The sequence below is a fragment of the Chamaesiphon sp. OTE_8_metabat_110 genome (assembly GCF_031382685.1).
Classification (GTDB): Bacteria; Cyanobacteriota; Cyanobacteriia; order Cyanobacteriales; family Chamaesiphonaceae; genus Chamaesiphon.
Window position 1 is genome coordinate 1 of record NZ_JANMZA010000613.1, and the last position, 21,518, is coordinate 21,518.

A 21,518-nucleotide genomic window follows, 5' to 3' on the forward strand; every position below is an offset into this window, starting at 1 on the left:
CCACTAATGATTCGCACTTTGTCTCTTGTTATGATGTGGAGGCTCATGATGCGTTGCTGTGTATTCAGACTGGGCAACTAATCCGTGAAGATAAACGGATGCGGTATAGCGGTAATGAATATCTCAAGTCTGCCGAGGAAATGGCAGCATTATTCCGCGATCATTTACCTGATGATGTCATTGCTGAGTCGATCGCGAATACATTAGAAGTTGCGGATAAAATTCAGCCCTACAATATTTTAGGCGAGCCAAAAATTCCCGATTTTCCGATTCCAGTCGGACATACTCCTGCTACTTTTGTCGAGGAGATTTCGCGGGAAGGATTAAAGGAGCGGTTGAAGGTGCAACGGTATGGCGATATCGAGAAAGTTTATCAGGAGCGGCTTGATTTTGAGCTGAAAATGATCGAGCGGATGGGATTTTCGACATACTTTTTAGTTGTATGGGATTATATCAAATTTGCCCGTGACAGGGCTATTCCAGTCGGCCCTGGACGGGGTTCTGCTGCGGGTTCGCTGGTGGCTTATGCGATGAAGATTACAAATATCGATCCCGTACATCATTGTTTGCTATTCGAGCGATTTTTGAACCCAGATCGCAAGTCGATGCCGGATATCGATACGGATTTTTGTATCGAACGTCGCGCTGAGGTCATCGAATATGTGACCCAGAAGTATGGGAAAGAGCGAGTGGCGCAGATTATCACGTTTAACCGGATGACATCTAAAGCGGTGTTGAAGGATGTGGCGCGGGTGCTAAATATCCCCTACGGTGCGGCAAATGAGTTAGGAAAAATGATTCCAGTGGTGCGGGGGAAACCGACAAAATTGGCGGTGATGATTTCGGATAAAACGCCAGTACCGGAGTTTAAACAGACTTATGAAACGGGTGAATATGCCGATCCGGAAACTGGCGAAAAAATTACTGCCAGACAGTGGATTGATATGGCAATGCGCATCGAAGGTACTAACAAAACCTTTGGTGTCCACGCGGCGGGTGTGGTGATTTCGGCGCAGCCTTTGGATGAGATCGTGCCATTGCAACGGAATAATGATGGCTCGGTAATTACTCAATACTATATGGAAGATCTCGACTCGATGGGTCTATTAAAAATGGACTTTTTAGGATTGCGGAATCTGACAATTTTTCAGAATGCGATCGATACGATCGAGCAAACCAAAGGCGATATAATCGATCCGGATGATATCACTTTTGAGGAGCGACGGACTTATAAAATTTTAAATAAAGGCTCGTTGAATAAACGTCCCGCGACTGTCGAAAAAACATATAAACAAGTCGAGTCGGGAGATTTAGAAGGTGTCTTTCAACTAGAGTCTTCCGGGATGCTGGATGTGGTGGCAAGATTAAAGCCGTCGAGCATTGAGGATTTATCCTCCATTCTCGCACTATACCGTCCGGGACCGTTAGATGCGGGACTGATTCCAATTTTTATCGATCGCAAACACGGACGCGAGAAAATTACTTACGAGCATCCAATCTTAGAAACTATTCTAGAGGAAACATATGGGGTAATTGTCTATCAAGAGCAGATTATGAAAATCGCTCAAGATTTGGCTGGATATACTCTCGGAGAAGCCGATATCTTGCGGCGGTGTATGGGTAAGAAAAAAGCCGATGAGATGAATAAACAGCGCGAGAAGTTCCTCGATGGTGCGGCGAAAAAAGGGGTAGCTCACTCGATCGCCGATGCACTGTTTGATAAAATGGTTTTATTCGCAGAATATTGCTTGAGTTATGACACAAAAGTAATGACAGTTGAATATGGTGCTTTACCAATCGGTAAAATTGTCACGGAAAAAATAGCTTGTACGGTTTGGAGTGTGGATGAGAGCGGTTGTATAATTCAGCAGCCGATCGTCCAATGGCACGATCGAGGTCAACAGGAAGTATTTGAGTATCTACTAGATAATGGTAATATAATTCGGGCCACAGTAGATCATAAATTCATGACTAGCGATCGACAAATGTTGCCAATTCAAGAGATATTCGATCGCAACTTAGATTTACTACAAATCGATGAATTGTCATGACAGCTACTGGATACCTAAAACTAAATACACGACAAAAACAAGCAATATTACTTGCTTTTCAAAGTGGTGAAGAATGTCGAGCAATTCCCAAATTAGTGGGAGTCAGTGGGAGGTCTGTCTCTAGAGTTTTAGCCGAATTCGGGGTGAATACTAAGCGTAAAAATAGGTACACTCTCAATGAAAACTATTTTGACAAAATCGATACTCCTGTCAAATCTTACCTACTTGGATTAATGGCTGCTGATGGCTGTGTCACAGACAAAAATTACATAGTTTTAGAGTCTGTGGATCGAGAGTTGGTAGAACTTTCGGCTATTTTGATGGAGATGGTTGTGCATATCCCAATAAAGGTAGAAGTGGCGGAATAGTATGTATTGTTGACTCAAAAAACTTTGCAGAAGAGTTGTCTGAAGTCATGAAGATGGGATCGACAATAGCTCACAGTCATAACATAGTTTATTATTGGCGTATTTTTAGTAAAATTAATATCAAAAAATTTTACGATCTGATGTATGTATATCCCAACTTAGGATTAGCACGTAAGAAAGAAAAAATAGAACAAATATTAGGGAGTTACCATCGTGGCTAAAATTATTAGTTGTACGTCTTTAGGCACCCAATCCGTTTACGATATTGGATTAGAGAAAAATCATAATTTTCTATTAGAGAATGGCTCGATCGCATCTAACTGTTTCAATAAAAGCCATTCTACTGCTTATGCTTATGTTACTTATCAAACAGCATTCTTGAAAGCAAATTATCCGGCTGAATATATGTCGGCACTCTTGACGGCTAATAGTGGCGATCAAGATAAAGTGACTCGCTATCTGAATAATTGCGAGCAAACTTTAGATATCAAAGTCGAGCCGCCAGATATAAATCGATCGTATGTCAAATTCCGTCCGGTTGTCGATCCGGAGCGTCCCAATCGGTTGAATATTTTATTCGGATTATCGGCAATTAAAAACGTTGGTGAAGCCGCGATCGAGAATATTCTCAAGGCACGTGAGGAAGGGGGTGAATTTACATCACTTGCAGATCTGTGTCAGCGGGTTAGTTTGCAAGCTGTCAATAAGAGAACGTTAGAATCATTGATTCAATGCGGTACTTTTGACAATCTCGATCGCAATCGACGGCAATTAATTAACGATTTGGACGTAATTATACCATGGTCGCAAAGCCGCGCTAAAGAAAAAGCGATCGGACAAGGTAACTTATTCGACTTACTAGGTGATTCAAAACCGGAAGTAGGCGGCTTTGATGCGGTGCCTAAATCGCCGTTAGTGAGTGATTTTCCATCTTCGGAACGATTGCAATTCGAGCAGGAACTTTTGGGTGTATATGTTTCGGATCATCCACTCAAAAATGCTGAAAAAGCTGCCAAAAGTCACCGCCACGATTTTAAAAGAATTATCGAAATTGAAAAACCTTGCAAGGATGTTAAGTTGGTGGTAATGCTGACAGAGGTCAAAGTAGTTCAGACTAAGAAAGATAACAAGTCAATGGCGATTCTGAAGCTAACTGATATTGCGAGTAGCAAATTAGAAGCAGTCATCTTTCCAGAAGCTTATGAAAAAATCAAGGATCTGTTAATCCCAAACAGCTCGGTAATTTTGGTTGGCAAAGTCAGCCGCAAGAAAGATAATGACGAACTGCAAATGATCGTCGATGAAGCGATCGAAATTGACTATAGTGCCGTCCATAAGCCAGTAGATGAAGAGCTTGCACCTCAACATTTAGTCCTGATTGAATTACCGATTAATGTGGCGACAGATGAGATCCAATCTCAAGCCTTGAAAACAATGATTGAGGAGTATTCTAGCAATACAGTAGCAGTCAAAACACCAGTGTATGCGATCGTGCGGGGCGAAAATGGTTATCAACTAGTCCGGTTTGGCAAACAGTTTTGGGTGCAAGACTCGAATATGTTAGTAGACAGAATGCAGGCGCGCGGCTTTGATATCCAAGTCAAACAAATTAGCTTCGATCGAGATTAACGATCGGTTGAGAGAAATATCTTACAGACGATCGTCGATGGCTAGTTTATACTAGTAAAGCAGCGTACGACGATACATTAATGAAACCTTACACAGCCTCGTTAGATTCTGGTTGGCGGCACGAATTTATTCAAACCAACAACATTCGTTTGCACTGTGTCACCCAAGGTGAGGGCGAATTAGTTGTTTTACTGCATGGGTTTCCAGAATTCTGGTACTCTTGGCGGCATCAGATTCCGGCATTGGCACGTCACTTTAAGGTCGTCGTTCCCGACTTACGAGGGTATAATTATTCAGACAAGCCTGCTGATGGCTACGATCTCGATACCCTCAGCAGCGATATTCAGGGGCTAATCGCGTCACTGGGCTATGCCAAAGCACACATCGTCGGACACGACTGGGGTGGTGCAATTGCATGGCACCTAGCTCAAAAATGTCCCCAAGTACTCAATCGCTTGGCAATTCTCAATGCACCCCATCCTCAACGACTACTGCAAGAGATGGGCAGCAATCTCGATCAATTGCGGCGGAGTTGGTACATGTTGGCTTTCCAAATTCCGGGTTTACCAGAGTGGGCAATTCAGCAAAACCTCAAAGATTTTATCCTGAATGTGTTTCGCGGACAAGCTGTGCGCAAAGGAGCTTTTACGGCTGAAGATCATCAAATTTATCAGGAGGCGTTAGAGAAACCTGGTGTTTTAGGAGCGGCACTCAAGTACTATCGAAATTTACTTGCCCCTCAAAACTGGTTGCAGCAGTTAAGTAATTCGCCTTCTATTGTTACGGTACCTACTTTGATGCTCTGGGGTGAAGAAGATAGTTTTTTGAGCAATCGTTTGACGGAAGGGATGGAGCGACTCATCTCAGCACCATTTAAACTTAAGTTAATTCCCCAATGTGGACATTGGATTCAACAAGAAGTACCCCAAATTGTCAACCGCGAATTATTAGATTTTTTCCAATCTACCAGTCTTTCAGTTGTGTAAGTGAGAGTATTTAGTTGAGAGATTCAACTGAGGCTAGGGGCAATTCATAAATTGCCCTTACCCTTAGTCAAACTAAACATTAACTAAAGCTTGTGAGACATATTTATTGACTAGATTCACTAAATCTGTCGGTGTGAATGGTTTAGTCATATAGTCATCAGCACCAACCATTTTAGCCTTGAGTTTATCAAATAAACCATCGCGGCTGCTGAGCATCAGAATTGGCACATGCTTGAAACTAGGTGATTTGCGGAGGAGTTGACAGAGTTCGTAGCCATTAATATCTGGCATACTAATATCCATCAAAATTAGCATTGGATGAGTACGGATTAGCTTAGTCATCGCTTGGGCGGGTTTGAGTAAACTAATTACTTCATAGCCTTGAGCTTCGAGAGTTAATTTAACACTATTTTGGACTGTTTGACTATCATCGATACAGGCAATCAACGGACGTTCTTCATCTTGTTTTTGCCCATAAGTAGAAATCTGGGCGCTGCGGTTGCGCACCAATGGCAGCAACATGTGGCTGAGTTCTTGGACATCGATATTGAGTTGATTCGCAGTACTATAAAGACAAAGATTTTGAGTTAGCGCCGCTTGATAAGACTCGATCGCTTTAGTACTTTGAAGTTGCTGCCACAAGAGCTTATATAAACTGTCAATATTAGATAAATAGACTCTAACTAATGGCGATGTAATATGGGGACGAATTTTTTGCCATTGCCAAATTAGCTGCTTGACTGGTGCGATCGCTTGTTGAACGGAAGTTGATAAAATCAACACATCCAAATGTGCATCGAGATTAAACTCCATCTCGGCATTGCCAATAGCCATGATGTGTACGAAGGCTTCTTGCGTACTAGTAAATGCTAATTGACGCACTTGTTGCAGCGATAATCTGCCCGACTGCCATTGATGACAGATAAACTTGTAATCAGATTGACCGACCGTAAACTCACTTAAGTTAAAATCGGGATGATGGTGTCTAGTTAGATAAGTTAAGCGTTCTTTTTGCCCGACCGTACTGGTTGCAAAATGTAACTTACCATTACCAAAGTAAGCTTCCCAGGTTATTGAAGGATCTAGAGCATCTCTAATAATCAATTGCCCTGATAGTTCTTGTTTGATAATATCTTTTAATGCTTCAACAACTCTAGTCATCGCTGGTATGGATATATGTTAACTAATCTTGTCGATCTAGCACTGTTTAAATTTACCGATCGGGAATGTTTGGGATAGAAGTAGATGCCTTCTCGATCGCCAGATCGCCGTCACCAGCAGATCGCAATCGTTTAGTGACAATAAGTAAACTAGATTTGCCGGATCGGGACGATGGGAATAGTGGCAGTATTATTAGTAAATTTATGAAGATATTCGGAAAATATCTCATACACTTAATATGCCCAGGAGAAAGGCAATCTAAACATCCGCGCGATTATTGTGCCAACTTTGTAATCGCAGTAAGAGTTTTAATATTTTGAGCGATCGCTGGAGCTAGCCAATGACTACTTCGAGCGAGTCAAGAGTGGAAACATCTTGACTTTGGCGACAGTCATCACAAGTAGCTCGACATCCCAGGCAAATTCCCCGAATGAACACAATTCAACAGTGGCGACAACATCAGCAAAAACGCCATCAAATCGACCTATTGGCATCAGATTTAGATCCTGCAAAGCCGCACGACGAATTGAAATCGATACAGCATCATCAGATCCAGTTATCGCCAACAACTACTGGATCGATTCTCCAGGGGAGACGCTACGCGAACGAGTTAAGTCCTCAGCATCGCCACTGGATTTTCAATTCCAGATCGGCTCTATCACTGCTCCTGACAGCAAGTTTGGTGCTGACGGTAGGAATTGCACCCGGAAGTAGCCAAGAGCGCAAACCCAGCCGCACCATTACCGCTAGTGGCAAAGGAATTGTGACTATTCCCACTACCATCAGCCAGATCCGCCTCGCGATCGAAGTTACAGCGAAAACGCCCAATCAAGCTCAACAGGATGCCGCAAAACGTTCGACACGGGTGGTAGACTTTTTAAAAACCCAGCAGGTAGATAAGCTGCAAACAACTGGCATCAATCTCAATCCGACTTATAGTTATCCACCTAACGGTCAGCCGCAACTGACTGGATATACTGCTAGCAACAGTATCAGTTTTCAAGTGACAACCGATCGAGCGGGTGCCATTCTCGATGCGGCTGTCAGAAATGGTGCGACGCGCATCGATGGCGTGAATTTTGTCGCCAGCGATCGAGCAATTGCGACAGCCCAACTGCAAGCTCTCAAGCAAGCAACTCAAGATGCCGAACGTCAAGCTGATACTGTACTACAAACTCTCAATCTCAAGCGTCGCGAAGTAATTGGGGTACAAATTAATAGCGCCTCTACTCCCGTCCCACTACCGATGCCGATGCAAGCCAGGGCTGATATGACGGCTACCAAGCCTGCTACCCCAGTTGTAGGTGGCGAACAGCAGGTAGAAGCAGCAGTAACGTTAGATATTGGCTATTAATCGATTGATATTACCAGCCCATAATCGATCGCGGGAAACCAATAACGATCCAGGATTAGACAACTCGAAGCGATCGCCATATGTTTCAACGATCGTCCCGCCAATACCCCGATCGTCGGCATGAACTAGCGCATTGAGAGGGTGTTTGGTAGTCGAAATCAACTAAATGGCGGAGTTAATTCTTTCGTCAAACACGATCGGGGTGTAAGTTATTCATCTTAGAGCAGAGAAAGCTCTGGAGTAAGGTATTTGTACTTTATTTCAACTGTATTTGCGAGCGTTTCGGCAACCCAAATAGCCGAAGTAATCGCGCCTTCATGTAAACCATCTCCGAGATAGGCTCCAACATGGTAAGTATTTAATTCCCCATTAGTTTTGATAATCTCTTGTCGATGGTGAAAAGCCTCCACTGTATAGAATGGGGTGTGATGTTGTTGGATATGCAAAATTCGATCTGGTGCAATTAAGCTTTCGAGATTAAATGATAGGCTATATTGAGTTGGAGATGTGATGCCGCAGAGTTGATTGAGACGGGCGTTATAGCCCCAATTACCATTTTGTCGATCTGTCTCGAAGAAATCAAATTCCGAGCCTTCTTTGATGTGGTAGGGTTCGTACATCTCCATATCAGTGTGAAGTAGTGTTTGAACATGATTTCCTTGCCAAGCAGCAAACCTGTCGATCTCTTCTGGGCGGGGATCTGCAAGCAATTTGAGTACCACGTCGGGAGGGGTGGCAAATACCACCTTGTCGAATTCCAATATTTTAGCTCCAGCTAATTCAATGGTTATACCGGAGATCGATCGCCGAATTGCAGTTACCTCAACACCCAGCAAAATCTCGCCTCGAAAGCGATCGAGAATTTTCTGAATATAGGAATAAACACCACCTTTAATTCTCACCCAATCTACAAATACATCATCGCGGAGGGTAGGAATTACCAGCTCGGCGGGACAATTATCGATCGCTGTAAACGGGATCGAATAACTGTACATCGCAAATAACTTCAGCCAAATATTGCGGAGATATGGCTGTTTGAATCGATCGGCTAAAGATTGGTTGTGGAAATCGATCGCTTTCCATGATTTTGCGGCGATTAATAAGCTCGCCGAGCGGAGGTAAAATAAATTTATGCGTAAATATTCGAGGAACCGATCGATACCAGTAAAATTTCGATCGATCGCTACTTTCGATAGATAATGGGTGCCATTCTTGAGAAATAGTGCCGATCCGATATTGACTGGCTCTAGTTCTATACCTAGTTCTGCCATCAAATTCATAAAATTATGAAATGATGTCGGAAATTCTAGTACGCCATTTTCTAGGATTAAATTACAATCCGAACGATCGGGCTGGACGTTTTGATTGAGAGTCCGAATGTGCCCGCCTAGCATTGATTCTCGCTCGAATACGGTGACTTGATGTCCTTGCTTATCGAGTAAATAAGCTGTAACCATGCCGCTGGCACCACCGCCAATAATCGCAATTTTCATGGTATTTAAATCCCGATAGTATTTCCACTCTCATCTATCTTTCTAGATATTATGTAGTAAGTAGGGTGGGCAATGCCCACCATCTAGGTTTAACGCAATTTCTATCTAACAAATAGTTGCATTCAAACCCTTAATTCAAAATTTTATCTCCTGATAATCGTTGATATAATAGCGCACCAGTCCAAAAAGTCGGTGCAAAACCAGGATAACCAGATGAGGCATTGCAGAAGTAGAAGTTTTTAAGGGATGTTTCGTGATTGAGTCGATCGAGTCCCATATTTTGAGGTGTTAAACTAGAACCATAGGAGTTACCTTCTGGACAATAGCAAAAGTGTTCGTTGGTAGTTGGGCTACCAGTAATTTTGAAGACTAAATAACTGCGGAAATTAGGGATATAATCTCGTTCGATTATATCAAGAATGGATTCTAAGATTTCTGCTTTTTTATGTCGATAGGCTTTAGGAGCGTGTTGTTTTAGTTGGTTGAAATACTCATAGTTAGCTACTGTCAAAAATTCGATAATTTGGCAATCAGGAGGACAGTCACCACCATAGTTAGTTAATAAGGTGGGGGTGGTAATCGCAAAACTGGGATTGCTATAGTCATGCTCGTTATACATCCGATCGAATGCCACATTTAGATCTAAATCGCCACTGTGAAATGTATTCGATTTGCCAAAGCCATAGTCTCGCAAGTCAATTCCCTGGACGACACAGTAGGCCATGAAATTAGACGGTGAATAGTCGTAATTTAACTTGCGTTGGAGCGATCGCGAGAATTTTTCGATGCCAATTTTGGCAGCAGCTCGTTTGGGATCTATATTACAAATGACTGTATCTGCAAGATATTCGTGAGTTTCATGAGTGAGTAGATCGATTGCCTTTGCTCCCGTCACAGTCTTATCTAAGATCGAGAAATCCGTTACTTCTTGATTTAGTAATACCTCACCGCCAGCTTGAGTAATGACATCAACTAGGGCATTAATCACTCGATCGAAATGTTGGGTTGGATAAAAAGCTCCCTCTTGATAACCTGTAAACAAAATTACCCAAGCGTAGAAAGATAATCGCTCTGGCGGTAACAAGAAATCTGGCCATTGCAGGGCGAGTAATGTTTGAGCGGCTTGAGGTAGTTTGAATTTGTCAAACGCATCTTGAAGCGTACTGTTGAGGTATTGCAGCGCACGATAGACTTCGCCCAGATGTCGTAATAATTCTAATGGTTGAATCGGTGGTGATAGATATCGTAATCCAGCGCGAACCGCCTGAATCTCGTTGACAAACTGTTGACAATTTTCAGCAGCTTCGGGAAATAGAGCCGCTAGTCGCCGCGTCAATTCGGCACTATCGCTGGGAACATCGAGCTTATAATCGGGCATTCGCATTCGATCGAACCCATCTGGATTGAAGCGATTGAAAGTAATAGTTCGATCTAAATTGAGTTTTTTTAGCACCCGATTTACTGTATTTCCCTCGCCACAATCCCACACATAATGCAACTGAGCATTAAAAGTATATTTTTTCGACATTGTAAAGCTGTGCCCGAACCCCCCAGGATGTTCGTGAGCTTCTAGCACTCTCACTGTCTTACCAGCCTTAGCCATCAATGCGCCAAAGACTAATGCTGATAAACCACTGCCTACGATTAAATAGTCTGTATTGCGATTGGGATATTTTGCATATTCAATCATTTGTTTACTCCTGTATATAGCGATTTACAGAGGCGGAAATAAAGCACCGCCCTCTACAAATCGATCTCCACTGGGACTATATCTCACGTCGAACGTTCGATTACCTCTCGGCGCGGCTACGCCAACGAATCCCCATGGGTTATGTATGACTTTGTTTCCATTGAGACATCAGCCGTAAAGCCCAGATACTCAATCCGGCGGCGACAATTGCTGCCAACCATGAACCCCAAATCGGGAAAGTAACAGCCCCAAATTGAACTGGCAAATTAGTCGTTAGTCGAAATACATGCAGGAGTGCAATTACAGCAAAAATAGTTGCTGAAATGAGGAAAAATTTTTGTTCGCGCATGGTTAAATGCTCCTGAATTTAGGCAAGTTAGAAAATATAAGCTAAACAGATGTTTTCTCTGGTTCCGGCAGCACAGGCGGTTTGTTAGTAGCCGCTAGTGAGACTTTTACCAAATGGGGCAAAGCGGGAGTCGCCTTGAGCATGGTTAAAGTGAGTAACCCCGATACCATTTCTGCTTTCACCTGTTCTCGCTTGATTGTGGCTGGTAAAGGTATTACCCGTTTAAATTGACCATAATGAAACTCAGATCGAAATACACCCTTTTCAGTGGTCTTTGTTTCCTCTTGATGTTCTCCAGATAAAAAAACGGCATTTTCGCTCACTTGAATATCTAATTCTTCTGGCTTAATTCCTGGTAATTGTGCCTTTAGTAGCAGCTCTGTCTCGGTTTCCTGCAACTCGATCGCTGGAGTCCAAAGAGTTTCTTCAGCTTTAGCAAATACGCCTAAATGTGGTTGTTCGCGGGCAAGATCGTCGTATATTTTGTCCATTTGCTGACGTAAATTATTGAATTCTTTAATTAATAACATACCTATTGCTCTCTTCATCAATATTCGGTCTACTGTCGTGGATATTATTTATCCGCTGTCCATATCTATAAAGTAGCTCGATCGGTTGAGGAACTTGTGAAGAAATTGGTGCATGATGAGGCTAGAGCTTACCGATCTGTGTCACGATCGATAGTAGTATTGGGGAAATGAGCCGATGAGAATTCTGGTAGTTGAGGACGATCCGGGGATTGGGTTCCTGCTTGAAACTATTTTGGCAACCCATAAATACGCTGTGGATGTGGCAACAGATGGGCAAGCAGGCTTAGATCTCAGCGATGTTTACGAATATGATGCGATTTTGCTAGATGTCACCTTACCCAAGAAAGACGGGATAAGTGTTTGTCGAGAGATTCGGGCAAAAGGCAACACCGTCCCGATCTTGCTGCTCACCGCCCTCGATTCGGCTGCCGATCGCACCAGAGGTTTGGATGCTGGGGCTGATGATTATTTGAGCAAACCATTCGATCGAGATGAACTATTGGCTAGACTACGGGCAATATTACGCCGCAGTCATGCACCAACAGCACCGATTTTGACTTGGGGCAGTCTACAGCTCGATCCCGTTAGTACTGATGTCACCTTTGGCGATCGATTAGTCCCCGTCACGCCCAAAGAATACGCCTTATTAGAGCTATTTCTCCGCAACAGCAAGCGAGTATTTAGCTGTAATGCTATTCTCGACCATTTGTGCTCTTTCGATACGCCTGGGGAAGATGTCATTCGCACTCATATTAAAGGTTTGCGCCACAAACTCAAGCAAGTGGGAGCAGCAGCCGATTTTATCGAAACGGTATACGGTATTGGTTATCGACTCAAACCCATCGAGTCTTCTGGGGCGACGCTACTAACTGATACGTGGGAGAAATTTAAGGGACAAGTTCACGAGCAAGTCGCGATCTTAGAGCAGCTTGCAGTGAGATTTTTCAACCAAGATCTTCAGTCCGATTGGCAAGCGATTGGCAAAAATATCGCCCACTCACTTACTGGCTCGTTGGGGACATTTGGCTTTTCTCTAAGTTCGGAATTAGCGCGTCAAATTGAAAAATTACTCGGTAGCGATCGAGATTTAACAACGGCACAAGGGCAATTATTACTTTCACTCGTCACAGCTTTGCGAGAAGAACTCGATCGACCAATTGTTACTACAGATCTACACAGTTTTACACCCGATCTAACAACAGATATTCTCTTAGTATCGGCAGATCGAGATCTCAATTGCAAAATCCAATCGATGGCGACCGATTTTCGTTCCGTTCGCGTTGGCGATAGCCTGCCGTTAGGCGCAGCGTCTGCCTCAGCAGAAAGGCTACGCCAACGCGGCTGGAACGTTCAAATTGTGCCAACCATCGCTGCTGCAAGATCCCAACTACATCGAGATCGTACCCGCAGTATTTTACTAACTGAGGCTGAGAGCGAGCAGACAGAAGCAGTGTTAGGCTTATTAGTTGAAATCAATAGACAAGTGCCGTTAGTCCCAGTAATCGCTCTCACCAATCCCGATCGGCTAGATCCAATCGTACAGCATTTGGGAAATTGGACTAGTGTTTGCCCTACTAAAATCGCCGATCTGATGGAATCGATCGATCGGGCGATCGCTGAGGCAGAATCAGCTCAAACTCATGTATTAGTAGTCGATGACGATCTCAAGATTTTGGCGATTTTACACGCATTATTATTGCCTTGGGGCTTTAAGATTACTACCCTAGCTGATTCTCAGAAATTCTGGGAGATCTTGCCGATGTGTAAGCCAGATCTATTAATTTTAGATGTCGAAATGCCGATCGTCAGTGGCTTGGATTTATGTAAATCAATTCGCGATCGAGCCGAGTATGCTAATTTACCAATTATCTTTCTGACCGCCCACACCGAACCAACATTAATTCAACAAGTTTTTGCGATCGGAGCTGATGATTTCGTCACCAAGCCAGTCATCGGGCCAGAAATTATTGCACGGATTACTAATTTAATGGAGCGTCAGCAGATACAGAAATTAAAGTCCGCTCAATGGCAACGAATCGATGCCGAGCGAGTGAAATTGGCAACTAAAGCGAAAATTCAAGCAGCATTGATGGCAATTAATGCTGCTGTGTCAGCCGATAATACGCTCCAGGCTCGGCAAAGTCGTCCAATTTTAGAACAGGTCGATATACTATGCAAATTACTGCTCGATCCAGACTAGAACCGAGTAGTAGTTATGAGAAATAATTCTCAGAATTTAAATTCCATCTGGAATCAAAACATAAAAAATAATATAAGGCTTGACGGGAAAACTTCTCAAACCTTCTAGCAATCGATCGTTTGAGATGTCATGGCATTTCTTCCCATTACGGCTGCACCATCTATTATAAAGTCTTCACAGCCTAGATTCTGGTTGAAAATTCGTCAGGTTTCCTTCCCAGTTGGCGATCGCTGGGAGGGAAGATCGAAATAGTATCGAGCTTGCTTTGCATAGCAATTCGATCGAGCTTAGTATAGACGTAGGAAGTACTTTAATTGTGAGCGTGTATGCCAAGTACTGTTGGTCTGTTACAGAATTTACCAAGCTTGGCTTCGATCGTCGTTGGCGGAGCCTCTCCTTTGGGGAATCGGCAACCATTGACGGTAGATCCTGACATGCTAGTGATCGAAGTTATTTCGTTGATGAGTCGGGCGAAAGGAGCTAACTGCCTGTTGCCAGCCGAGCTTGCGCTCGGATCGGCTAGTCCAGGATCGCAATCTCCGATCGAGAATAATACCCCACATGAGAGTGCGGTATTAGTTTTAGACAGCGATCGATTGGTGGGCATTTTTACCGAACGCGATTTAGTGAAGATCGCCGCCAGTCAGCGCAGTCTCCAAGGCTTGAAAGTGAGGGAGGTGATGATTACCGAGCTGCACACCATAGTACTCTCAGATCGCCATACAGTGATGAATGCGTTGACGATCTTTCAACAGCATCAAATCCGCCATTTACCGATCCTCAACGATCGCCAGCAACTCATTGGGATGGTCACGCCAGAGCATATTCGCCAGATTTTGCAGCCAGTCAACCTGTTGAAATTTCGCTCCATCGCGGAGGGCATGACGAGTGAAGTAGTTCAGGCAACTCCAAATGTGACGATCTTGCAAATCGCCCAGATGATGACCGCGCAAAATGTGAGTTCGATCGTCATTGTGGACGATTCTCCAAAGGAGAGGCTCCGCCAACGACAACCGTTGCACCCAGTCGGAATTATTACCGAACAGGATATCGTCCAGTTTCAGACACTCGAACTCGATCTAGAGCGGTTGGTGGTCGGATCGGTGATGAGTAGCCCCTTGTTTTGCTTGCAGCCATCAGATTCATTATGGTCTGCCCAGCAAATTATGGAATCCAAACAGGTTCGGCGATTGGTAATTACCAACGATCTCGGCGAGCTAGTCGGCATCCTTACCCAGTCTAACCTGCTGCAATTACTCGATCCGTTGGAAATGCTGTACATGCTGGAGCAATTGCAACAGCAGACGATCGATCGAGCGGCAGAATTAGAGCAGAGCAATCATGAATTGCGACTGGAAGTAATTAGAAGACAACAGACTGAAGATGAGCTAGAACTGCGAGTGCAAGAGCGCACCGTCGAATTGAACCTGCAATCGCAGCAACTCCAAGCCGAGATCGTCAAGCATGAGTTTCAGAAATACGCGCTCGATCGATCGGCCATTGTTGCTGCCACCGATTTACATGGCACGATTATTTCTGTCAATGAAAAATTTTGTGAAATTTCTCAATATTCATCAGATGAGTTAATCGGTAAAACCCATCGAACGATTAATTCTGGCTACCATCCACCCGAATTCTTTCGAGATTTGTGGGCAGTAATTACTAGCGGACGAGTCTGGAGTGGTGAAATCAAAAATCGTGCTAAGGATGGTAGTTATTACTGGGTAGCGACAACGATCGTGCCCTGTTTAGACGAGTGCGGTCAACCGTTTCAGTATTTATCGATTCGGTTTGATATCACCAGTCGCAAGCAAGCTGAAGCATCGCTGCAAGATAGCGAACGGAAGTTTCGGGCAATTTTTGATAATACCTTCCAACTGATGGGCTTGCTCGATCCGGCTGGGACGGTCATCGAAATTAACCGTACCGCGCTAGATGCGATCGCAGTGACACTAGATGATGTTGTCGGACAGGCATTTTGGACGACTCCGTGGTGGACTCACTACCCCGATGTTCAAGTTCGACTACAACAAGCGATCGTTCAGGCGGCGACAGGTCGAGTTGTGAGATTTGAAGCCCCATCTGTTTTAGCGGATGGTACTCACTTTTGGGTCGATTTTTCGCTCAGCCCGATCTTCGATGTCGCTGGCAAAGTCGTGATGCTGATCCCAGAGGGGCGCGATATTACCGATCGCAAGCAGATTGAAACAGAACTACAAGAGAGTCGATCCCGCTATCGCGCACTCGTAACATCGGCTCCTGTCGGCATCTTTCAAACCGATGTTGAGGGCAAGTGTCTATTTATCAATCAGCAATGTTTAGAACTAATCGGATCGACCCTAGCTGAAGCTCTGGGAGACGGCTGGGCAAACACGCTCCATCCTGACGATCGAGCATCGATTTATGCTCAGTGGCATACTGCCGTGCAAACCCAGCAGGAATTTGCCTCGGAGCATCGATTTGTGACCCCCCAAGGAAGTGTAAACTGGGTCTTTGTCAAGGCAATCGGCATTTATGAGGAATCCGGCAATTTGACTGGCTATATCGGCACGATGATGGATATCACGGAGCGCAAAGCCGCAGAGCAAAGAATCCAAGAGCAAGCTGCCTTACTAAATATTGCGACAGATGCGATTATCGTGCGAGATTTGGATGGTCAGATTCAATTCTGGAACAATAGTGCTGAGTCTATTTATGGATGGACAGCCGCAGAAGCAGTGGGGCACAAGACAATGGAAATGTTTTATACAGATGTCTCACCAGAGGTTACAATTGCCGCTCAGACAGTGCGGCAACAGGGCGCGTGGCAAGGTGAATTACGCAAGCTAACTAAAAGTGGGAAGGAAGTAATCGCCGAAAGTCGGTGGACGCTGGTACGGGATGAGGCGGGGAATCCTCGCTCGATTCTGAGTGTCGATACCGACATCACCGAGAAAAAACAATTAGAGCAGCAGTTCCTCCGCGCTCAACGGTTAGAGAGTTTGGGTAGTCTCGCCAGTGGGATCGCCCACGATTTGAATAATGTCCTTACGCCGATTGTCGGTGCGGCGCAGCTTCTACCGATGACACTGCCTAATGTGGACGATCGCAATCGCCGACTATTGAATATGCTAGTCGAAAGTTCCAAACGCGGCAGCGGTTTGGTGAAGCAAATTCTCACCTTTGCACGGGGGCTAGATGGCGAGCGCACGACGATTCAGGTGCGGCATATTTTAACCGAACTGATTAGTATCGCCAGGCAGACTTTTCCCAAATCGATCGAGATTCAGGTTAATAATGCTAGTGAAGATCTGTGGCTGGTAAATGTCGATGCCACTCAGATCCATCAAGTGCTGATGAATCTATTTGTCAATGCGCGGGATGCGATGCCCAATGGCGGTAGCCTGACGGCGAGTTCGGAAAATATGGTTATCGATGCCGATTATGCCCAGATCCATCTCCAGTCACTAGCGGGAGCATATATCCTGATTAGTATTGCCGATACGGGCATGGGGATGACTGGTGAAATACTCGATCGGATCTTCGAGCCGTTTTTTACTACCAAAGAGACGGGGACGGGCTTGGGACTATCGACAGTTCGGGGTATCGTCAAAGCGCATGGAGGCGCGATCGAGGTAGAAAGTCAGATCGGGCGCGGTACTTGTTTTAAAATCTATCTACCCGCGATTTATAGTAAAGAAGCCGAATCTTCAGCCGCAGCAGCGGATTCATTCGACGGAAAGGGACAGTTGGTATTAGTGGTAGACGATGAGAGCGCGATTCGGGAAATTGTCAAAGAGTCGCTAGAGACTTACAATTACCGCGCGATGCTAGCTAGCGATGGCATCGAAGCGATCGATCTCTACTCCCAAAACCATCGCAGTATTGCCATCGTCCTCATCGATATGATGATGCCTCATCTCGATACTCGATCGACAATTCTGGCTCTACAGCAGATTAACCCCCAAGTTCAAATTGTGGTAATGAGCGGTTCTGTTGTCAATTTAGCAGCGATGGTCGATACGCAACAAGTGAGCGCATTTCTCACCAAGCCATTTACCACCGCAAACATGCTCCAAACGTTAGAAAGTATTCAAAATTAATGTCGAGATTTAAAGCCAATAATCATCGTATGTAAGGTGAGATAAATTCGCTCTTCAGTAATTTTTTGGAGCAGTGACGAGCGCTTTAATTGAGCGTAGAGATCTCGTTTGACTCGTGCCATTCCAAAAGTAATTCCCCTAGTAGCTAATTCATCATATAACTCCTCCAGCATATCCATCGCCGTAATATCAATTTCGACGATCGCTTCGGTATTGAGGACAAACCATTCTACAGGCGTAACTTCTAATTCGATCGCGCTCATTGCCCGAGACTTAAAATCTTCCGCATTAGCAAAACATAACGGCGCATCATAACGATAAATTACTAACCCTGGAATTGTCGTTGCACCTTCCCAATCGTCGATATCGTGCAGTCCTGGCAGATTTGGTACCGTTCCTTGGACGGCATCATGGGGATGTGCCAATCGCGATAATAATTCGATCGCCGATAACCCAACTGCGATCGCCACACCCGCTAAAATATCGGTAACTAACACGCCGCAAGTAGTAATAATTGCTAGGAAAAACTCACTGCGGCGAAATCGATATAGCCGCAAAAATTCAGATATTTCAATCAATTTAAACGCTGCAAAAATCACGATCGCACCCAACGCCGCTTTCGGAAATAGCGATAAAACTGGACGCAACCACAGCAGCACCGAAATTACTACTCCCATCGCTACTAGCGAGAAAAGCTGAGTTTTGCTACCCAAACTATCCCCAATTACCGTGCGAGAGCCACTACTACTGACTGGAAATCCCTGCACCAATCCCGCCCCCAAATTCGCTACTCCCAGCGCAAGTAATTCTTGGTTGGCATCGATCTTATCGTGATGACGCGCGGCAAACGATCGAGCAGTCAAGACATTATCTGAATAACCGACGATCGCAATCCCCAGAGCGGAGGCTAGCAGGGTTGGGAGCTGTGCGGGAAAGCTAGGAACGACAAATTGGGGCAAACCTGCCGGAATTGCGCCTACAACCGCAATACCGCGCCCCTGGAGATCGAAGAGCGCGACAGCAGCAGTACCGATGAGTACTGCTAGTAGCGGTGCAGGAGCTGTGGGGAAACGATGTCCGATCGCTACTAGAAATCCGAATACCAATCCAGCTAAAATGAGGGTCGGCAAATGGATCGAGTCGATCTGCTGAATAAATTCGCTCACTTGCTCGAATACCGTGGTGCCGGGAATTGAAATTCCGCTAATTTTGCCCAATTGTCCGGCAATCATAATTACCGCGACACCTGCCATATAGCCAATCAGAATCGGCTTCGAGAGCAAATTTGCCAGAAATCCCAATCTAGCAACATACCCGACACAGCAAACTCCCCCCACCAAGATTGCCAGCGTAGCCGTCAGCACCCCGTAATTACTCCCGTCCGCCAGCAGTAGCGGCGAAATCGCCGCCGCCGTCATCACCGCAGTAGTTGATTCTGGCCCCACCGAGAGTTGGCGCGACGAGCCAAATAAGGCATATCCAAACATCGCAGGCAGGATCGTCCATAGTCCGACGACAGGCGCAACACCCACCAATTCCCCATACGCCATACATTGCGGAATCAGATAAGCCGCAACGGTAATACCTGCCAGCAGATCTCCCCGCCACCACGATTTCTGATAGCCCAATAACTGGCGCAAACCAGGAAATTTGAGCAAAAGTCTCTGTTGCATTTTCGTTGCTATGGCATAATTCCAAACGGTTCCATCTAGTGATACCAATTTAAATTGGTATGACGACAGATTAACTCCTCCCCTTATGAAGGGGAGGTTGGGTGGGGTAAAGATCTGTCGCTTTAATTCTTTAAATTGGTATGAGATTGAGATAGGGGCAATTCATGAGTTGCCCCTACCTCAATCTCACTATCCACTATCCACTTCATACTGCTGGTAACTGAATCACAAGCGTCGAACAAGGTGCGTGATGTAAAACATAATTGCTAGTGCTACCCAACCAGATTTCACTCAACATCGATTTCTGATTTCGTCCCATCACAATTGCACCCGCCGACCAACTTTTGGCGACTTCACAAATCATCCGACCTGCATCACCCAAGTTTTGAGAAATCTCCGCGTCGATGCCAAGCTCTTTTGCTTGCTTGGCATAACCCTGGAGATGTTCGAGTCCTTGGCGTTCGGACTCTTTCCATTCCTTAGTATATTGTTCGATCGCTACATCATTGACGATCGGAAACATCCCACCAACTAATGGACTAAAACTAGTCGATGTCAACGGACTCATGACATGTAAAAGTAACACTTTAGCACCGAGTTTTTCTGCCAAAGTCAATCCCGACCCTAAGACTATTTGGGATTCAGCAGAGTTACCAATTGCGATTAAGATTTTGTCAAACATTTTGGTTTTTCCTCATTAATAATATCAAGGTCAATGTCTCATTAATATCGCGTACAGCTAGCTTGCGAGTGTTGGTAACTGAATCACCATGACCGAGCAAGCTGCATGATGTAAAACATAGTTGCTAGTGCTACCAAGAAAAACTTCACTCAACATCGATTTCTGATTTCGCCCCATCACAATTGCATCCGCCGACCAATTTTTGGCGGCTTCACAAATTAGCGGCCCAGAGTCACCGTAGTTCTGCAAAATCTCGGCTCTAATATTACCCTCTTTTGCCCGCTTTGTATAAACCTGAAGCCGTTCGATCCCCAAGCGTTCGTATTCTTTCCATGCCTTGGTGTATCGATCGATCTCCACCTCGTTTATCATCGGTAGAATCCCACCCACTAATGGACTAGGCATATTACTCAAACCGTGCGGCACTAGTGGATTGAGGACGTGTAAAAGTAGCAGCTCGGCATCAAGCTTCTGAGCTAGTGCCAACCCTGCGGTAAAGATTTGCTCCGAATCAGGGAGATCGCCAATTGCAACTAAGATTTTTTGCAACATTTAGACCGTACCTCATCAACAACTAATCTAATTTTACACCAGTATTATCGATCGCCATATAAATTTTAATATAATTAAAAAATTTAATCCGATTGTTAAATATTGACAACTTTCTCAGCTTGTAGATCTATAATAGAATTATACTTATACTGACCGATTGCATTCAGCTTCTCGATTTTTAAATGGTGAAGGATTACCAGTAAGATCTATTGGTAGTAATATCAGCTTGACTAGACGATTAAATATGTCGAATGAAACTATCTCAAATACTAGCTCAATTATTAGTTGAATATACCGATCGACCATTGCCATTATCGGTAGTCCTAAAACAAGTAGGAAATAGTGGATTTGGGACGATCGCGGGGATCTTAACCATGCCCATGCTCATTCCGCTCCCTATCCCCTTACCCGGATTTTCGGCATTAGTTGGAATTGGGATTATCCTGGTCGGCTGTCAATTGGCATTAGGCTACGAAAAACCATACTTACCGCAGCGAATTGCGCGAATCGAACTATCGCCTGCGGCTTCTGGGAAATTACTCAAAAATATCAATCGGTTACTTAAACCATTAGAAAAGATGTCCAGACATCGATTTTCACGGTTTAGTAATAATGAGTGGGGATGTCGAATTACGGGAGCTTGTTTGGCTTGGGATGCGCTATTGATGTCGCTACCGTTACCAATCCCACTTACAAATCTCGTCCCAGCTTACGCAAT

General features: G+C 44.6%; 18 protein-coding genes. 9 read left to right on the forward strand and 9 right to left on the reverse strand.

The window, feature by feature from the left end:
* The 5 genes from dnaE to RMO52_RS22055 all read left to right on the forward strand — a co-directional run.
* Positions 1-2,051 (forward strand): DNA polymerase III subunit alpha (gene dnaE / locus RMO52_RS22040; RefSeq protein ID WP_310418596.1); only part of this gene is annotated, 2,051 nt, incomplete at its 5' end.
* The gene (locus RMO52_RS22045; protein WP_310418598.1) at positions 2,048-2,419 is read left to right on the forward strand and encodes a hypothetical protein; all 372 of its coding nucleotides are present in this window, start codon (positions 2,048-2,050) and stop codon (positions 2,417-2,419) included. The genes dnaE and RMO52_RS22045, both read left to right, overlap by 4 nt.
* Positions 2,416-2,640: a hypothetical protein gene (locus RMO52_RS24870; protein ID WP_396135075.1), complete on the forward strand. Its 225-nt coding sequence runs from the start codon at positions 2,416-2,418 to the stop codon at positions 2,638-2,640. The genes RMO52_RS22045 and RMO52_RS24870 overlap by 4 nt, the downstream gene beginning before the upstream one ends.
* The gene (locus tag RMO52_RS22050) at positions 2,633-4,048 is read left to right on the forward strand and encodes an OB-fold nucleic acid binding domain-containing protein (RefSeq protein WP_310418601.1); all 1,416 of its coding nucleotides are present in this window, start codon (positions 2,633-2,635) and stop codon (positions 4,046-4,048) included. Before RMO52_RS24870 ends, RMO52_RS22050 begins: the two co-directional genes overlap by 8 nt.
* 80 nt (positions 4,049-4,128) lie before the next feature.
* Positions 4,129-5,034, forward strand: a complete 906-nt coding sequence (locus RMO52_RS22055) for an alpha/beta hydrolase (protein ID WP_310418604.1) — start codon at positions 4,129-4,131, stop codon at positions 5,032-5,034.
* Between the two features lie 72 nt (positions 5,035-5,106).
* Here the strand turns inward: RMO52_RS22055 and RMO52_RS22060 are convergent, their stop codons facing one another.
* The gene (locus RMO52_RS22060; RefSeq protein ID WP_310418606.1) at positions 5,107-6,195 is read right to left on the reverse strand and encodes a response regulator; all 1,089 of its coding nucleotides are present in this window, start codon (positions 6,193-6,195) and stop codon (positions 5,107-5,109) included.
* A gap of 430 nt (positions 6,196-6,625) precedes the next feature.
* Between RMO52_RS22060 and RMO52_RS22065 the strand changes: the two genes are divergently transcribed.
* On the forward strand, positions 6,626-7,549 hold the full coding sequence (locus RMO52_RS22065; protein WP_310418609.1) for an SIMPL domain-containing protein: 924 nt from the start codon (positions 6,626-6,628) through the stop codon (positions 7,547-7,549).
* Here RMO52_RS22065 and RMO52_RS22070 read toward each other — a convergent pair.
* The 5 genes from RMO52_RS22070 to RMO52_RS22090 all read right to left on the reverse strand — a co-directional run bounded on the left by RMO52_RS22070 (position 7,532) and on the right by RMO52_RS22090 (position 11,611).
* Positions 7,532-7,711: a hypothetical protein gene (locus RMO52_RS22070; RefSeq protein ID WP_309739801.1), complete on the reverse strand. Its 180-nt coding sequence runs from the start codon at positions 7,709-7,711 to the stop codon at positions 7,532-7,534. The genes RMO52_RS22065 and RMO52_RS22070 overlap by 18 nt on opposite strands.
* 56 nt (positions 7,712-7,767) lie before the next feature.
* Positions 7,768-9,042 (reverse strand): FAD-dependent oxidoreductase, encoded by a 1,275-nt coding sequence (locus tag RMO52_RS22075; RefSeq protein WP_310418612.1) that lies wholly within the window; start codon positions 9,040-9,042, stop codon positions 7,768-7,770.
* A 130-nt stretch (positions 9,043-9,172) separates the two neighbouring features.
* Positions 9,173-10,732, reverse strand: coding sequence for an NAD(P)/FAD-dependent oxidoreductase (locus RMO52_RS22080; RefSeq protein ID WP_310418615.1), 1,560 nt, complete (start codon positions 10,730-10,732; stop codon positions 9,173-9,175).
* A 139-nt stretch (positions 10,733-10,871) separates the two neighbouring features.
* Entirely contained in the window at positions 10,872-11,081 is a 210-nt protein-coding gene (locus RMO52_RS22085) for a hypothetical protein (protein ID WP_309739795.1), read from the reverse strand.
* A 41-nt stretch (positions 11,082-11,122) separates the two neighbouring features.
* Positions 11,123-11,611, reverse strand: coding sequence for an Hsp20/alpha crystallin family protein (locus RMO52_RS22090; RefSeq protein ID WP_310418618.1), 489 nt, complete (start codon positions 11,609-11,611; stop codon positions 11,123-11,125).
* A gap of 175 nt (positions 11,612-11,786) precedes the next feature.
* Between RMO52_RS22090 and RMO52_RS22095 the strand changes: the two genes are divergently transcribed.
* Positions 11,787-13,811, forward strand: a complete 2,025-nt coding sequence (locus RMO52_RS22095; protein ID WP_310418620.1) for a response regulator — start codon at positions 11,787-11,789, stop codon at positions 13,809-13,811.
* A gap of 326 nt (positions 13,812-14,137) precedes the next feature.
* A complete protein-coding gene (locus RMO52_RS22100; protein WP_310418623.1) occupies positions 14,138-17,893 on the forward strand; it encodes a PAS domain S-box protein in 3,756 nt (1,251 codons plus the stop codon).
* Here RMO52_RS22100 and RMO52_RS22105 read toward each other — a convergent pair.
* The 3 genes from RMO52_RS22105 to RMO52_RS22115 all read right to left on the reverse strand — a co-directional run bounded on the left by RMO52_RS22105 (position 17,890) and on the right by RMO52_RS22115 (position 20,800).
* Positions 17,890-19,566, reverse strand: a complete 1,677-nt coding sequence (locus tag RMO52_RS22105) for a solute carrier family 26 protein (protein ID WP_310418627.1) — start codon at positions 19,564-19,566, stop codon at positions 17,890-17,892. The two genes, RMO52_RS22100 and RMO52_RS22105, sit on opposite strands and share 4 nt — an antisense overlap.
* 205 nt (positions 19,567-19,771) lie before the next feature.
* Positions 19,772-20,248: a universal stress protein gene (locus tag RMO52_RS22110; RefSeq protein ID WP_309745360.1), complete on the reverse strand. Its 477-nt coding sequence runs from the start codon at positions 20,246-20,248 to the stop codon at positions 19,772-19,774.
* A 57-nt stretch (positions 20,249-20,305) separates the two neighbouring features.
* The gene (locus RMO52_RS22115) at positions 20,306-20,800 is read right to left on the reverse strand and encodes a universal stress protein (RefSeq protein WP_310418630.1); all 495 of its coding nucleotides are present in this window, start codon (positions 20,798-20,800) and stop codon (positions 20,306-20,308) included.
* Between the two features lie 251 nt (positions 20,801-21,051).
* Here RMO52_RS22115 and RMO52_RS22120 point away from each other — a divergent pair.
* A partial coding sequence (locus RMO52_RS22120; protein WP_310418633.1) for an exopolysaccharide biosynthesis protein occupies positions 21,052-21,518 on the forward strand: 467 nt, incomplete at its 3' end.

Bases quoted from the DNA above. Each gene is read 5' to 3' on its own strand.
- RMO52_RS22045 (WP_310418598.1), top strand. From the start codon at position 2,048: ATGACAGCTACTGGATACCTAAAACTAAATACACGACAAAAACAAGCA.
- RMO52_RS22055 (WP_310418604.1), top strand. From the start codon at position 4,129: ATGAAACCTTACACAGCCTCGTTAGATTCTGGTTGGCGGCACGAATTT.
- RMO52_RS22060 (WP_310418606.1), bottom strand. From the start codon at position 6,195: ATGACTAGAGTTGTTGAAGCATTAAAAGATATTATCAAACAAGAACTA.
- RMO52_RS22065 (WP_310418609.1), top strand. From the start codon at position 6,626: ATGAACACAATTCAACAGTGGCGACAACATCAGCAAAAACGCCATCAA.
- RMO52_RS22075 (WP_310418612.1), bottom strand. From the start codon at position 9,042: ATGAAAATTGCGATTATTGGCGGTGGTGCCAGCGGCATGGTTACAGCT.
- RMO52_RS22080 (WP_310418615.1), bottom strand. From the start codon at position 10,732: ATGATTGAATATGCAAAATATCCCAATCGCAATACAGACTATTTAATC.
- RMO52_RS22085 (WP_309739795.1), bottom strand. From the start codon at position 11,081: ATGCGCGAACAAAAATTTTTCCTCATTTCAGCAACTATTTTTGCTGTA.
- RMO52_RS22090 (WP_310418618.1), bottom strand. From the start codon at position 11,611: ATGTTATTAATTAAAGAATTCAATAATTTACGTCAGCAAATGGACAAA.
- RMO52_RS22095 (WP_310418620.1), top strand. From the start codon at position 11,787: ATGAGAATTCTGGTAGTTGAGGACGATCCGGGGATTGGGTTCCTGCTT.
- RMO52_RS22100 (WP_310418623.1), top strand. From the start codon at position 14,138: ATGCCAAGTACTGTTGGTCTGTTACAGAATTTACCAAGCTTGGCTTCG.
- RMO52_RS22105 (WP_310418627.1), bottom strand. From the start codon at position 19,566: ATGCAACAGAGACTTTTGCTCAAATTTCCTGGTTTGCGCCAGTTATTG.
- RMO52_RS22110 (WP_309745360.1), bottom strand. From the start codon at position 20,248: ATGTTTGACAAAATCTTAATCGCAATTGGTAACTCTGCTGAATCCCAA.
- RMO52_RS22115 (WP_310418630.1), bottom strand. From the start codon at position 20,800: ATGTTGCAAAAAATCTTAGTTGCAATTGGCGATCTCCCTGATTCGGAG.